We start from the raw sequence: 12009 nt of genomic DNA on the forward strand, positions 1-12009 counted from the left end.
CGGTATCGACCGCCGTGTTCCCGGTCGCGGGCCCGCTTCAGGGCTCCGAGGTCAGACTGGCGTCGGCTCCGCCCGGACGGTCAGCGTCTGCACCAGTCCCGCGGCGAGCGGCGCGAGCCGGATCTCGACGCGCAGGCGACCACGCTCTCCGGGCAGCCACCATCGCAGGTGCGTCGGCGTGCTGGACTCCTCGGCGACGGGTGTCGCTCGCAGGTCGGCGCCGACCGCCTCGACCGCGGTGGCCAGCGCCGCACGTCGGCGGTCCCACGGCACGTCCATCGGGACGTTCGGCGTGCAGATCGTCGCGGCCCGTTCGTCGTCCCAGTCGGCCAGGAGGCCCTGCACGGCTGCCTGCGCCGCTCGCGTCTCCGGGGACACCGTGGTCGGTGGCACCCGCGTCCCGGCCGCATCCCCGGCGGACCGGACGTCCGCGAGGACGAGGTCGTGCGCCTGGGCGGCCGCTGCGGACACCTTCGCCTGCGTGGCGTTCTCGAAGGCGACGACACCGATGCCGGTCGACACCGACCACCGCATGTGTGCCGAGAACCCCGGGTAGCCGCCGGAGTGCGACACGATCGACCCGACGACGGGGTCGTGTTCGACGAACAGGCCGGAGCCGTACCCGGTCGCCCGCGTCGAACCCGGCAGGGCCTCGGCCGGGATCATCCGCATCGCCTGCTGCATCGCCCGGCGCTCGGCCGTCCCCAGCGGTCCGGCCTGGTCGCCGTCCGCGGCCGTGTCCGCTGCCGCAGGGTGTCCCGGGAACGGCGGCGCCGTGCCCTCGAACGCGGCGGCGAGCCAGGAGCCCCACCGAGCGAGGTCCCGGACGGTGGAGAACAGTCCACCGATGGGTGAGAACGCTCCCGGTCCCGGGGTCGTCAGGGCTTCCCACTCCGAGCCGTGCCGTCGGTACCCGGTGACCACGTGACCCCGGGCGTCCCGTGCGGCGAAGACGGTGTCGTCGAGTCCGAGGGGCCGGAGGACCCGATCGGTGGCGACGGCAGTGAACGGTGCTCCGGCGATGACGGCGACCACCCGGCCGAGCAGCGCGTACCCGAGGTTCGAGTAGGCGAAGCGCGTTCCCGGGACCGAGTCGAACAGCAGTCCGGCGCGCAGCACGTCGTCGAGGTCGTCGTCGGAGATGCTCTCCTGACGGTCGCCCCACGGGTCGTCGGTGGGGAAGCCCGCCGACATCGTCAGGAGCATCCGGACCGTGGGGACGGGGGAGTCCGCCGTGGGCAGGACGACGGAGCGGAACGCCGGCACGAAGTCGGTGACCGGGTCGTCGAGGGAGAGCAGCCCGTCCCCGACGAGACCGAGGAGCGTCGTCGCGGTGACGCTCTTCGTGCACGACGCGATCCGGTACACGGTGTCGGCGTCCGGCACCGTGCCGTCCCCGCGGTCACCGGCGCCACCGGAGGCGACGAGCCCGTCCCGGTCGAACACGCCCCAGACACTGCTCGGTGCGATGCCGTCCGCCACACGCTGCCGGTGCAGCGCGTCGACCACGTCGATCACCGCGGGCGACGGCCGGGTCATGCGCGCCGCATCTCGGCGTAGGCGTCCAGGGCACGCTGCCGTGTGGCCTTGAGGTCGACCATCGGCTCCGGGCGCTCCTCGTCGGCCGGCACCCAACGGCGGACGTACTCCCGGTGCGGGTCGAAGCGCTCGAGTTGCCGGTCCGGGTTGAACACGCGGAAGTACGGCGCGGCGTCGAAGCCGGAGCCCGCGACCCACTGCCAGTTCGCCGCGTTGTTGGCAGCGTCCGCATCGACGAGGGTGTCCCAGAACCACTGCTCGCCCGTGCGCCAGTCGACGAGCATGTTCTTCACGAGGAAGCTCGCCGTGGCCAGGCGGACCCGGTTGTGCATCGCGCCGGTGTGCCAGAGCTCCCGCATGCCGGCGTCCACCAGGTCGAAGCCCGTGGTGCCGTGCCGCCAGCGGTCGAGCTCTGCTTCCGAGGCGTCACGCCACGGGAACGCGTCGAACTCCCGCCGGACGTTGGTGCGCGCGATGTCGTCGCAGTGGAAGTACTCGTTCCAGTTGAACTCCCGCCACGCGAGCTGCCGGAGGAACGCGGGTGCGGCCCGGCGCTGGTCGGGCTCCAGCGTCTCGTGCATCCGGTGCCAGACCTGGTACGGGCTGATCTCGCCCCAGCGCAGGTGCGGGGACAGACTGCTCGTCGCGGCCTGCGCGGGTTCGTCCCGCTGGTCGTAGTCGGCGAGGGCCTCGTCGATGAACCGCTCGAGCCGGTCGGACGCGCCGTGTTCACCCGGGGTCCAGGAGTCCCGCATGCCGCCGGCCCAGTCCGGTGCCGTCGGCAGCAGAGCCCAGTCGTCGAGGGCGTCGGACGCCACGTCCGGCGGTGCCGTGATGGTGTCCGGCTCGGCCCACGGGTGCCGGGGTTCGGGCATCGCCTGTGCCGCACGCCAGAACGGGGTGAACACCTTGAACGGCTCGCCCTTGCCGCTGAGGACCGTCCAGGGTTCCCAGAGCAGGTTGGCTGCGGCGCTGTGCGCCTCGATGCCGCTGGCGATCAGGCCGGCCTTGATGCCCGCGTCGAGCTCTCGCTCCACCAGGCCGTACCGCCGGTTCCAGAACACGGCGTCCGCACCGGTCTCCGTCACGAGGGCGGGGACGACCTCGGCCGCCGGCCCGCGACGGAGCACGAGCCGCGAACCGTACTCGCGGAGGTCTGCATCGAGCGCGCTCAGGGACTGGTGGAGCCACCACCGTGCCGCGGCACCGAACGGGCGGATGCCGTCGCTCTGCTCGTCGAGCACGTAGACGACCGTCACCGGTCCGTCGCGGTCGGTGGCGGAGCGGAGCGCCGGGTTGTCCGCCAGTCGCAGGTCGTCGCGCAGCCAGACGACGGAGCCGCTCATGCCGGGCTCCCGACCGAGCGACGGGTCGTCGTGGTCGCCGCTGCGGCCACGCGGAGCTTCGTGCAGAGCTCGGTGAGCGTCCGGAGCTCGGCGTCGTCGAGCCCGGCGCCGACCTGCGCCGCGATGGTGGAGGCGTGCTGCACCGCGACCGCGCGGTACACGTCGAACCCGTGCGGCGTGAGGGCGACGATCACCCCGCGGGCGTCCGTCGGGTCCGGCTGCTTCTCGACGATGCCCTTCGCGGCGAGTCGGTCGACCAGACGGCTGACACTCGGCTGCGTGAGCAGGAGGTGACCGGTCAGGTCACGCATCCGGCAGCGACGGCCGGGCTGCGTCGACAGGTTGAAGCACACGTCGTACTCGTTGAAGGAGATCTCGGCCGACGGGAACTCGGTGTTGAGGTTCCGCATGACGGTGACCTGGGCGCGGAACAACGACTCCCATGCCGCGACCGCTGTGGCCTTCTCGCTGCGGTGATCGCTCACGGGTCTTTCCCTCCGTCTGGTGGACCACCACCCTACCGACGGGGTCGGACACAGAACGCGGGCCGGCCGTCCTGGTGGACGACCGGCCCGCTCCCTTGCACCAAGAGATTCCTGCAATCACATTCCACAGCCGATGCCACAGCAAACACCGTCTGCACGACCGACTGTATAACGGTGCGGTAACGCCGGGGAAGGGCGCCTCGCCGACGAATCCTGCGAGTTGTCCGATCGGCGCACGAGAGCAGGTTCAGAAGAGGTCGGGGGAGGGGGTGGAGGCGTAGCGGACCGAGACGTCGGCGTGGCGGTCGAACCGGTACCCGACGCCGCGGACCGTCCGGACGATCTCCTCGAAGGCGCCGAGCTTCGACCGGAGGCGCCGGACGTGCACGTCGATGGTGCGCTCGTTCGGGGTCTCGTCCTCGCCGTCGGACCACAGACCCTCGATGATGGCCGAGCGGTCCACCGTGCGGCCCTCGCGGAGGACCAGGAACTGCAGGAGCTCGAACTCCTTGAAGGTGAGCGGCGCCGCTTCGCCGTCGAGGACGACGCGCTTCCGGGAGATGTCGATGACGACCCCGGTCTCCTCCGGCTCGGGCTTCTCGGTCTGCTTGCGCGCCGCGACCGCCGAGCGGTCCTGCAGGGCCAGGCGGACCACGTCGACGTCACGCCCGCCGGAGCCCTCGGCAGCGACGGCGACCGCCGCGTACGTCTCGGCGGTCGGGACGAGCTGGGCGGTCAACGCCTTCAGTTGCTCGACGACGGCGGCCAGGGTCGTGCCGGCGGCAGCGGCCGCGGCCTCGTCGAGTCCGACGTAGAGGGCGAACCCGCGGGCCTCCGTGCCCTCCGGCAGCGCACGGTTGCGGGCCGGGGCGACGACCGGGCTGGTCGGGACGGCAGCGCGGTCGGTGACCGGACGGGCGGGCTGCGTCGGCAGGGCTGCGGGGCGACGGCCGCGGATCGGGGTGACGCTGCCGAGGTCGGTCGTGGTCGACGCGGCGCTGCGGAGATCGGGGGTGGTGCGGGGCTGGGCGATGGTGAGCGACATGGTGCGGTCTCCGGGTGGTGCGGGGGCCGAGCGGTGTGGTGGTGCTTCGGCCGGTGTCGAATGCGTCGGCCGGATCAGCCGTGGCCACGACGGCGGTCGCTGCGACAGCGTTCGCCGAGGCGTCCTGCGGTCCGTGGGGACCGGGGCGGATCCGGGGGAGCGGGGTCCGACCTCGTGACGGTGGTGCGCGTCGTCGACGGGGTCGTCACCGGGGGATCACACGCGCGCGACGGGGGTGGTGTCGCGGGGGATCCGGCTGGAACGGGTACCGATCAGGCACACATTCGACAACGCATGACCGCCGTGGTCGGCATCATGATGCCGACGGTCCCCGAGGCCTCGTGGAGGGCGCGAGTGGACACGGTTGCAGTCATGGCATGAGTATCGGCGGTATACCAACGCCGTGTCAACCGTCCGCGCGGACGGTGACGGTTGTGGACAGTCGCGGAGACGACGGACGGGAGGCCCCCACCGGTCCGGTGGGGGCCTCCCGTCGGTGGAGCAGTGCGGTGGCTACTCGGCCAGGCCGTAGAGGCGGTCGCCGGCGTCGCCGAGGCCGGGCACGATGTAGCCGTTCTCGTCGAGACGCTCGTCGAGCGCACCCAGGACGATGGTCACGTCACGGTCGCCGACGGCCTTCTCGAGCGCGGCGAGACCCTCGGGCGCGCCGAGGATGCAGACGCAGGTCACGTCGACGGCACCGCGCTCGAACAGGAAGTCGATCGCGGCGGCGAGTGTCCCACCGGTCGCGAGCATCGGGTCGAGCACGAAGCACTGCCGGTTCGACAGGTCGTCGGGCAGGCGCTCGGCGTACGTCTGCGGCTCGAAGGTGACCTCGTTCCGGGCCATGCCGAGGAACCCGACCTCGGCCGTGGGGACGAGCTTGACCATGCCCTCGAGCATGCCGAGGCCGGCGCGGAGGATCGGTACGACGAGCGGACGCGGCTTCGCGATCGCGACGCCCATCGTCTGCGCGACCGGGGTGGTGATCGGTGTGGCCGTCACCCGGACGTTGCGCGTGGCCTCGTACGCCAGGAGCGTGACGAGCTCCTCCGTCAGGGCCCGGAAGGTGGGGGAGGGAGTGGTCCGGTCGCGGAGCACCGAGAGCTTGTGGGTGATGAGCGGGTGGTCGGCGACGTGGACTCGCATAGGGTCGAGCGTACCGTGCCGCACCACTCCCGGCGGTCGCGGTCCCACCGCACGATCGGAGCACGCGTGGAGCACCCGGCGCACCGGCCCTTCGTCCCCGCGATGGAACGCGCCCTGGACGAGGCCCGCGCCTGTCTCACGACCGACGACGTCCCGGTCGGTGCCGTCGTCCTCGACGCGGACGGTGCGGTGGTCGCGGTCGGACGGAACGAGCGGGAGGCCCGCCAGGACCCGACCGCGCACGCCGAGGTCCTCGCGCTCCGCGCCGCCGCGGCGGTCACCGGTGACTGGCACCTGGCCGGGCACACCCTCGTCGTGACGCTCGAGCCGTGCCCGATGTGCGCGGGCGCGGCCCTCGCGGCGCGGGTGCCCCGGATCGTCTTCGGCGCCTGGGACCCGAAGGCCGGTGCGAGCGGCAGCGTCTACGACATCGCGCGGGACCGTCGGCTGCCGCACCGGGCCGAGGTGGTCGCCGGCGTGCTCGAGGACGAGTGCGCCGCGGTGCTCGACGCGTTCTTCGCCGAGCGGCGCTGAGCCCGCGTCGATGAGCGCCGTCAGTCGGCTGCGCGCAGGACGATCGCCTCGGTCGACGGGTGCGGGCCGTCTCGGCGGACGTCCGGCTCGATGTAGATGACCCGGGCGATCGGCACGGCTGCACGGACGCGCTGCTCCACCGTGTCGATGCCGGCGGCGACGTCACCGAGACGGCGGTCCCCGTCGACGGCGACCTTCATGCCGACCATCAGCTCCTCGGGCCCGAGGTAGAGGGTCTTGAGGTGGATGATCGAGTCGACCTCCGGGCCGTCGAGCACGGCCTGCTTGATGCGGGCGACGTCGCCGGGACCGGCACCCTCGCCGACCAGCAGGCTCTTCGTCTCGACGCCGAGCACGAGCGCCACGGCGATGAGCAGCACGGCGATGAGGACCGTGCCGATCGCGTCGAACACCCCGTTGCCGGTGAGGGCCGTCAGACCGACGCCGAACAGCGCGAAGACCAGGCCGATCAGGGCTGCGGTGTCCTCGAGCATGACGACCGGCAGTTCCGGGGCCTTGGCGCGGCGGACGAACTGGATCCAGGACTGTCCGCCCTTGTGCGGTGCGGCTTCCTTGAGGGCGGTCCGGAGCGAGAAGCCCTCGAGCCCGATCGCGATGACGAGCACCACCATCGGCAGCCACCAGTTCTCGAGCGGGTGCGGGTGAGCGAACTTCTCGATGCCCTCGTAGAGCGAGAACACCCCGCCCACCGAGAACAGCACGATCGAGACGACGAAGGCGTACACGTAGCGCTCACGGCCGTGGCCGAACGGGTGCTCCTCGTCCGCGGCCTTCTTCGCCTTCCGGCCGCCGAGCAGCAGGAGCAGCTGGTTCGCGGAGTCCGCGAGGGAGTGCACCCCTTCCGCGAGCATCGACGCGGATCCGCTGATCGCCGCGGCGATGAACTTCACGATCGCGATCCCGATGTTCGCACCGAGTGCGGCGAAGATCGCCTTCGTCCCTCCGGAAGCGCTCATGTGGCTGTCCGACCCCTTCTCTCACCGACCTGGACCACGATCCTAGGCTGCCGGTCCTCGCTAGGTTGGGGGCCATGACCATCGAACTGCCCCGCGTCGCCATGCTCGGCGTCGGTTCCATGTCCGGCGCGGTCCTGCAGGGCCTCCTGGCCGCCGGCGTGGCGCCCGACGCCGTCGTGGTGACCACCCGCTCGGAGTCCTCGGCCGACGCACACCGTGCCGCCGGGCTCGACGCCACCGCGACCGAGACCGATCCCGACGCCAACCGGGCAGCGGTCCGCGGCGCTGGGCTCGTCGTGCTCGGGGTGAAGCCCTTCGGCATCGTGGACCTGCTCGACGAGGTCGCAGCGGACCTCGCGCCCGACGCGGTCGTCGTCAGCGTCGCCGTCGGCGTGACCACGACCACGATGGAGGCCCACGTGCCCGCCGGTGTCCGGGTGGTGCGCGCGCTGCCGAACACCCCGATCGGCGTCGGCCTCGGGGTGACCGGCATCAGCGCCGGAGCGTCGGCGGACGTTGCCGCGACGGCGCTGGCCGCGCACGTGTTCGCCGTCTCGGGCGAGGTCATCGAGGTCCCCGAGTCGCAGCTGGACGCCCTGTCCGCGGTGTCCGGCTCCGGACCCGCCTACGTCTTCCTGCTCGTCGAGCAGTGGCAGCAGGCCGCCGAGGCGCTCGGGTTCACCCACGAGCAGGCGCGCACCATGGTGCAGGGCACCGTCCGGGGAGCCGTCGAGCTCCTCGCCCGCTCCGGCAGTGAGCCGGCGGACCTGCGCCGGGCGGTGACGAGCCCGAAGGGCACCACGGAGCGGGCGATCGCCGTGCTGCAGGACGCGGACCTGGCCGGGACGCTCGAACGCGCCGCCAGGGCCGCCGTCGCGCGCGCCGAGGAGCTGTCCCGGCTCTGACGGCGGGGCGGCCAGCCGACCGGGCTACTCGAGCGCGGCGAACCGTTCGAGGTCGGTCTCGGTGCCGGAGACGATGATGAGGTCGTCCTCGCCGATGACGCTGTCCGGGTTCGCCGGCACGAAGGCCTGCCCGGGCGGCTTGATCCCGAGCACCGTCAGGCCGAAGCGTGTGCGGATCACCGTCGTCGCCAGGTCCCGGCCGCGGACGGCTCGCGGCGGGAACATCTTGACCACGGCGAAGTCGTCGTCGAACTCGATGAAGTCGAGCATCCGGCCGGACACCAGGTGCGCCGTCCGCTCGCCGGCCTCGCGCTCCGGGTAGACCACGTGGTTCGCGCCGATGCGGCTGAGGATCGTGCCGTGCGACCGGCTGATCGCCTTCGCCCAGATCTGCGGCACCCCGAGGTCGACGAGGTTCGCCGTGATGAGCACGCTCGACTCGAGGTCCGAGCCGGTCCCGACGACGGCGATCGCGAAGTCCTGCGCGCCGATCTGCCTGAGCGCGTCCATGTCGGTCGCGTCCGCCTGCACGGCGTGGGTGACCCGGTCCGACCACTTCTGCACCAGGGCGGCGTCGGTGTCGACGACCAGGACGTCCCGGCCCTGACGCTCGAGCTGCCCGGCGGTGGCGGCGCCGAAGCGGCCGAGGCCGATGACCAGCACGGGCGCGTCGTGGCTGACAGGACCCTGCTGGTGGTGCGTGCGGTTTCGGTCAGCCAACGATCGGCCTCTCCTCGGGACGGCGGAACAGCTGCCGGCTCTGACTCGCTGCGAGCGCGGCGGCGATGGTCACTGTACCGACCCGCCCGAGGAACATCGTGGCGGCGAGCACGTACTTCCCGGAGTCCGGCAGGTCGCCGGACACCCCGGAGGACAGCCCGCACGTGGCGAACGCGGAGATCACCTCGAACAGGACCCGGTCGAGCGGCTCGTGTGTGATCTGCAGCAGCACGACGGTGGCGACCGCGACGATGGTGGCACCCCACAGGACGATCGCCACGGCGACGCGGAGGACGTCGCTGGGGATCCGGCGACCGAACACCTCCATGCTCTGCCGGCCACGGGCCTCCGCGACGGCCGCCAGGAAGAGCACCGCGAGCGTCGTGACCTTGATGCCGCCGGCCGTGGAGGCGGAGCCACCGCCGATGAACATGAGCATGTCCGTGACCAGGAGGCTCGACCCGTGCAGCTCGTCGAAGTCGACGAGCGAGAAGCCACCGGACCGGGTCATCGTCGACAGGAACAGCGCCTGGAAGGCCGTGCGCCCCGCACCCTCACGACCGAAGGTGGCGGGGTTCGAGGCCTCGAGTGCGATGTACGTGACGGCACCGCCGAGCAGCAGGATGCCGCTCGTCACCAGTGTCAGCTTCACGTGGATCGGCCAGCGCCTGGGGGAGCGCAGCTGCTTGGTCAGCGTGCGGATCACCGGGAAGCCGATCGAGCCGGCCACGACGCCGACCATGAGCAGGCTGAGGAACCAGTAGTCATGGGCGAACGGGTCGAGTCCGTCGGCGTTCGGGGCGAACCCGGTGTTCGTGAACGCCATCGCCGCGTAGTAGAACGAGTCGCCGACCGCCGACCAGAACGGGAGGCCGGTCACCAGGACGCTCGGCAGGAGCAGGAGGCCCAGGACGATCTCGATCGACAGGGTGCTCACCGCGACGGTGAGCAGCAGTGTGCCGACGTCACCGAGCCGCACCGCCTGTCCTTCCGGGACGGCGCCGTGGTGCGTCCGCAGCGGGTTCGAGTCACCGGCGGCGATGAGCTTCGCGCGGAGGCCCAGCCGCCGCGTGACGACCAGGCCGAGGATCGACGCGAAGGTGAGCACCCCGAGCGCACCGATCTGGGTCCCGATGACGACCAGGACCTTGCCGAACACCGACCAGTGCGTCGCCATGTCGACCGTCGCGAGCCCGGTGACGCAGACGACGCTGGCCGCGGTGAACAGGGCGTCGGAGAAGTGCGTCGTCGTGCCGTCCGCCGCGGCCATCGGCGTCATGAACAGCACCGTGAACAGGAAGATCAGCACGATGAAGACGAGGATCGCCAGGCGGGAGGGCGACGATCGGAGCGCGGTGGTGATCCGGCCGGGGCGTCGCCGGGCCGACGCGGTGCCCAGGGCGGGGACCGGCTCGGTGCGGTCGAGCATCGTATGCCTCCGAGGACATGGGCGGGACAGAGCGTCATGGTACATCCGCACCGCGGCGGTTAGCCTCTCCCCATGGCCGACATCTTCAGCGTCGTCGCGGACCCGACCCGGCGTGCACTGCTGGGCGAACTGCTCACCGCGTACGGGGCGGACGCGACCGGCGGCGAGCTCAGTGTCGGACAACTCGTGCTGCGGCTCGGCGTGACGCAGCCCACCGTGTCCAAGCACCTCCGGGTGCTCCGGGACATCGGGCTCGTCACCAGCCGCGAAGAGGGCCAGCACCGCTACTACCGCCTGGACCCGGAACCGCTGCTCGGCATCGAGGAGTGGGTGGTCCCGTTCACGAACGCGGTGGACGCCGACGGCACACCGGCGACGACGTCGTGGACGCTCGACGGCCAGCCGGTGTCCTTCCGTCGGAGCGGTCCGGCCGGCAAGGCGACCGTCGAGGTGGGCACCGAACTCGGCCGCGTGATGGCCGAGGCGTCGCACCGCGCGACCGTCGCGTTCACCGGCGCACAGCAGGGCTGGGAGCGTGTCGTCGACCGCAGCCGGCGCCGGTTCACGAAGCGGCCCGAGGACGACTGAGCAGCTGCTGGACAGCGAGGCTCACGCGCCTCTACAGTGTCCAGAGACCACACAGGTCACAACAAGCAAGCCACCCGAAGGCGGATCATGACCGGCAGTTTCGACGACGTGCGATTCCTCACCGTCGCGGAGGTCGCCGAGATGATGCGGGTCTCCAAGATGACCGTCTACCGCATGGTGCACGCCGGTGAGCTCCCCGCCATCCGGTTCGGTCGTTCCTTCCGGGTCCCCGAGTCGGCGGTCGCGGAACTCCTCCGCGGCGGCATCGCCGACGTCGGCTGACCCCGACCCCTCCGCCCCGGGCGTCCATCGTCCGTCCCGGCGCCGTTCGACATCGCGACAGCCCTCCGGTAGACTCGGGCAGGTTGATTTTCCGCGGCTTCATCGGCCCGGTGTCCGTACATCACCATCAGTCCGAGCGAGGTCCACATGGGTTCTGTCATCAAGAAGCGTCGCAAGCGCATGGCGAAGAAGAAGCACCGCAAGCTCCTTCGCAAGACGCGTCACCAGCGTCGCAACAAGAAGTAAGTCGCAAGACTTGCCGCAGAAGCCCCGGTTCGCCGGGGCTTTCGCATTTCCCGGGCCCGGTCGTCGCCGGCCGGACCGGCCTCGATGCCTGCCGTTCCGCGGATGCCGGGCTGCTCGGCAGCCGGAGGTCCCGCCGGACTACCCTGGTGCCATGCCCGCTGTGACGCTCCTGACCAAGCCCGGATGCCACCTCTGTGACGACGCGCGACCCGTCGTGGAACAGGTCGTGTCCGCCCACCCCGGCACGACCCTCCAGGAGCGGTCGATCCTCGATGACGACGCACTCCGGGAGGAGTACGCGGAGGACATCCCCGTCGTGCTCGTCGACGGCCGCGTGCACAGCAACTGGCACGTCGACGCCGAGCGACTCGCCCGGGCGATCGAACTCGCGGGGGCCCACGCATGATCCGTCACGTCGTCTCCTGGACCCTGCGTGAGGACCTGGACCGTGCGGTGGCCGTCGCACGAGTCCGTGAGCTGCTGACCGGTCTGGTCGGCGTCATCGGGTCGATCCGGTCGCTCGAGGTCGTCGAGAACGTCGCCTACCCGGGGAAGAACCAGGACCTGGCGGTCGTCGCGACGTTCGACGACCTCGCCGGGCTCGACGAGTACCAGTTCCACCCCGAGCACCAGGCCGCCGCTGCCGAGATCCGGGCGATGGTGACGAGTCGCGCGGCCATCGACTGGCAGGACTGACTCCGGCCCTGGCGGTTCGGCGCCGACGCCCCCGCCCCCGCGCCGAACCGCCAGGGCCGGAGTCAGTC

General features: G+C 71.6%; 15 protein-coding genes. 7 read left to right on the forward strand and 8 right to left on the reverse strand.

All coding sequences use genetic code 11. The features are described 5' to 3' along the window. Positions 1-51: 51 nt before the first annotated feature. From DEJ31_RS12775 to upp, 5 genes are all read right to left on the reverse strand, one after another. Positions 52-1539 carry a serine hydrolase gene (locus DEJ31_RS12775; RefSeq protein ID WP_111122045.1) on the reverse strand — a complete coding sequence of 496 codons (1488 nt, stop codon included), beginning with the start codon at positions 1537-1539 and terminating at the stop codon, positions 52-54. After that, on the reverse strand, positions 1536-2885 hold the full coding sequence (locus tag DEJ31_RS12780; protein WP_111122046.1) for a deoxyribodipyrimidine photo-lyase: 1350 nt from the start codon (positions 2883-2885) through the stop codon (positions 1536-1538). The genes DEJ31_RS12775 and DEJ31_RS12780 overlap by 4 nt, the downstream gene beginning before the upstream one ends. Then, positions 2882-3370, reverse strand: coding sequence for a MarR family winged helix-turn-helix transcriptional regulator (locus tag DEJ31_RS12785; protein ID WP_258366293.1), 489 nt, complete (start codon positions 3368-3370; stop codon positions 2882-2884). The genes DEJ31_RS12780 and DEJ31_RS12785 overlap by 4 nt, the downstream gene beginning before the upstream one ends. Positions 3371-3617: 247 nt before the next feature. Then, the gene (locus DEJ31_RS12790; protein ID WP_110902599.1) at positions 3618-4415 is read right to left on the reverse strand and encodes a winged helix-turn-helix domain-containing protein; all 798 of its coding nucleotides are present in this window, start codon (positions 4413-4415) and stop codon (positions 3618-3620) included. Positions 4416-4928: 513 nt separating this feature from the next. Further along, on the reverse strand, positions 4929-5564 hold the full coding sequence (gene upp, locus DEJ31_RS12795; protein WP_110902600.1) for a uracil phosphoribosyltransferase: 636 nt from the start codon (positions 5562-5564) through the stop codon (positions 4929-4931). Between the two features lie 102 nt (positions 5565-5666). Here upp and DEJ31_RS12800 point away from each other — a divergent pair, with 102 nt between their 5' ends. Continuing rightward, the gene (locus DEJ31_RS12800; RefSeq protein ID WP_110902758.1) at positions 5667-6098 is read left to right on the forward strand and encodes a nucleoside deaminase; all 432 of its coding nucleotides are present in this window, start codon (positions 5667-5669) and stop codon (positions 6096-6098) included. 20 nt (positions 6099-6118) lie between these two features. On the opposite strand, the gene DEJ31_RS12805 is transcribed toward DEJ31_RS12800, so the two are convergent. Further along, a complete protein-coding gene (locus DEJ31_RS12805; protein ID WP_110902601.1) occupies positions 6119-7075 on the reverse strand; it encodes a cation diffusion facilitator family transporter in 957 nt (318 codons plus the stop codon). A gap of 74 nt (positions 7076-7149) precedes the next feature. Here DEJ31_RS12805 and proC point away from each other — a divergent pair, with 74 nt between their 5' ends. Then, positions 7150-7980: a pyrroline-5-carboxylate reductase gene (proC, locus tag DEJ31_RS12810; RefSeq protein ID WP_110902602.1), complete on the forward strand. Its 831-nt coding sequence runs from the start codon at positions 7150-7152 to the stop codon at positions 7978-7980. 24 nt (positions 7981-8004) lie between these two features. On the opposite strand, the gene DEJ31_RS12815 is transcribed toward proC, so the two are convergent. Further along, entirely contained in the window at positions 8005-8700 is a 696-nt protein-coding gene (locus tag DEJ31_RS12815; protein ID WP_181421470.1) for a TrkA family potassium uptake protein, read from the reverse strand. After that, entirely contained in the window at positions 8693-10129 is a 1437-nt protein-coding gene (locus DEJ31_RS12820; protein ID WP_110902604.1) for a TrkH family potassium uptake protein, read from the reverse strand. Before DEJ31_RS12820 ends, DEJ31_RS12815 begins: the two co-directional genes overlap by 8 nt. Before the next feature lie 72 nt (positions 10130-10201). Here DEJ31_RS12820 and DEJ31_RS12825 point away from each other — a divergent pair, with 72 nt between their 5' ends. The 5 genes from DEJ31_RS12825 (at position 10202) to DEJ31_RS12845 (ending at position 11941) form a co-directional block, all read left to right on the forward strand. Beyond that, the gene (locus DEJ31_RS12825; RefSeq protein WP_110902605.1) at positions 10202-10717 is read left to right on the forward strand and encodes a helix-turn-helix transcriptional regulator; all 516 of its coding nucleotides are present in this window, start codon (positions 10202-10204) and stop codon (positions 10715-10717) included. Between the two features lie 87 nt (positions 10718-10804). Next, entirely contained in the window at positions 10805-10999 is a 195-nt protein-coding gene (locus DEJ31_RS12830) for a helix-turn-helix domain-containing protein (protein WP_058729786.1), read from the forward strand. Between the two features lie 147 nt (positions 11000-11146). After that, positions 11147-11245: a 30S ribosomal protein bS22 gene (locus DEJ31_RS12835; protein ID WP_003792170.1), complete on the forward strand. Its 99-nt coding sequence runs from the start codon at positions 11147-11149 to the stop codon at positions 11243-11245. Between the two features lie 151 nt (positions 11246-11396). Then, positions 11397-11651, forward strand: a complete 255-nt coding sequence (locus DEJ31_RS12840) for a glutaredoxin family protein (protein ID WP_110902606.1) — start codon at positions 11397-11399, stop codon at positions 11649-11651. Continuing rightward, complete coding sequence (locus tag DEJ31_RS12845) at positions 11648-11941, forward strand: Dabb family protein (protein ID WP_110902607.1); 294 nt, start codon at positions 11648-11650, stop codon at positions 11939-11941. Before DEJ31_RS12840 ends, DEJ31_RS12845 begins: the two co-directional genes overlap by 4 nt. The last annotated feature ends 68 nt before the right edge of the window (positions 11942-12009 follow it).

Origin of the sequence: Curtobacterium sp. MCPF17_031 (genome assembly GCF_003234035.1) — a bacterium.
GTDB lineage: Bacteria > Actinomycetota > Actinomycetes > Actinomycetales > Microbacteriaceae > Curtobacterium.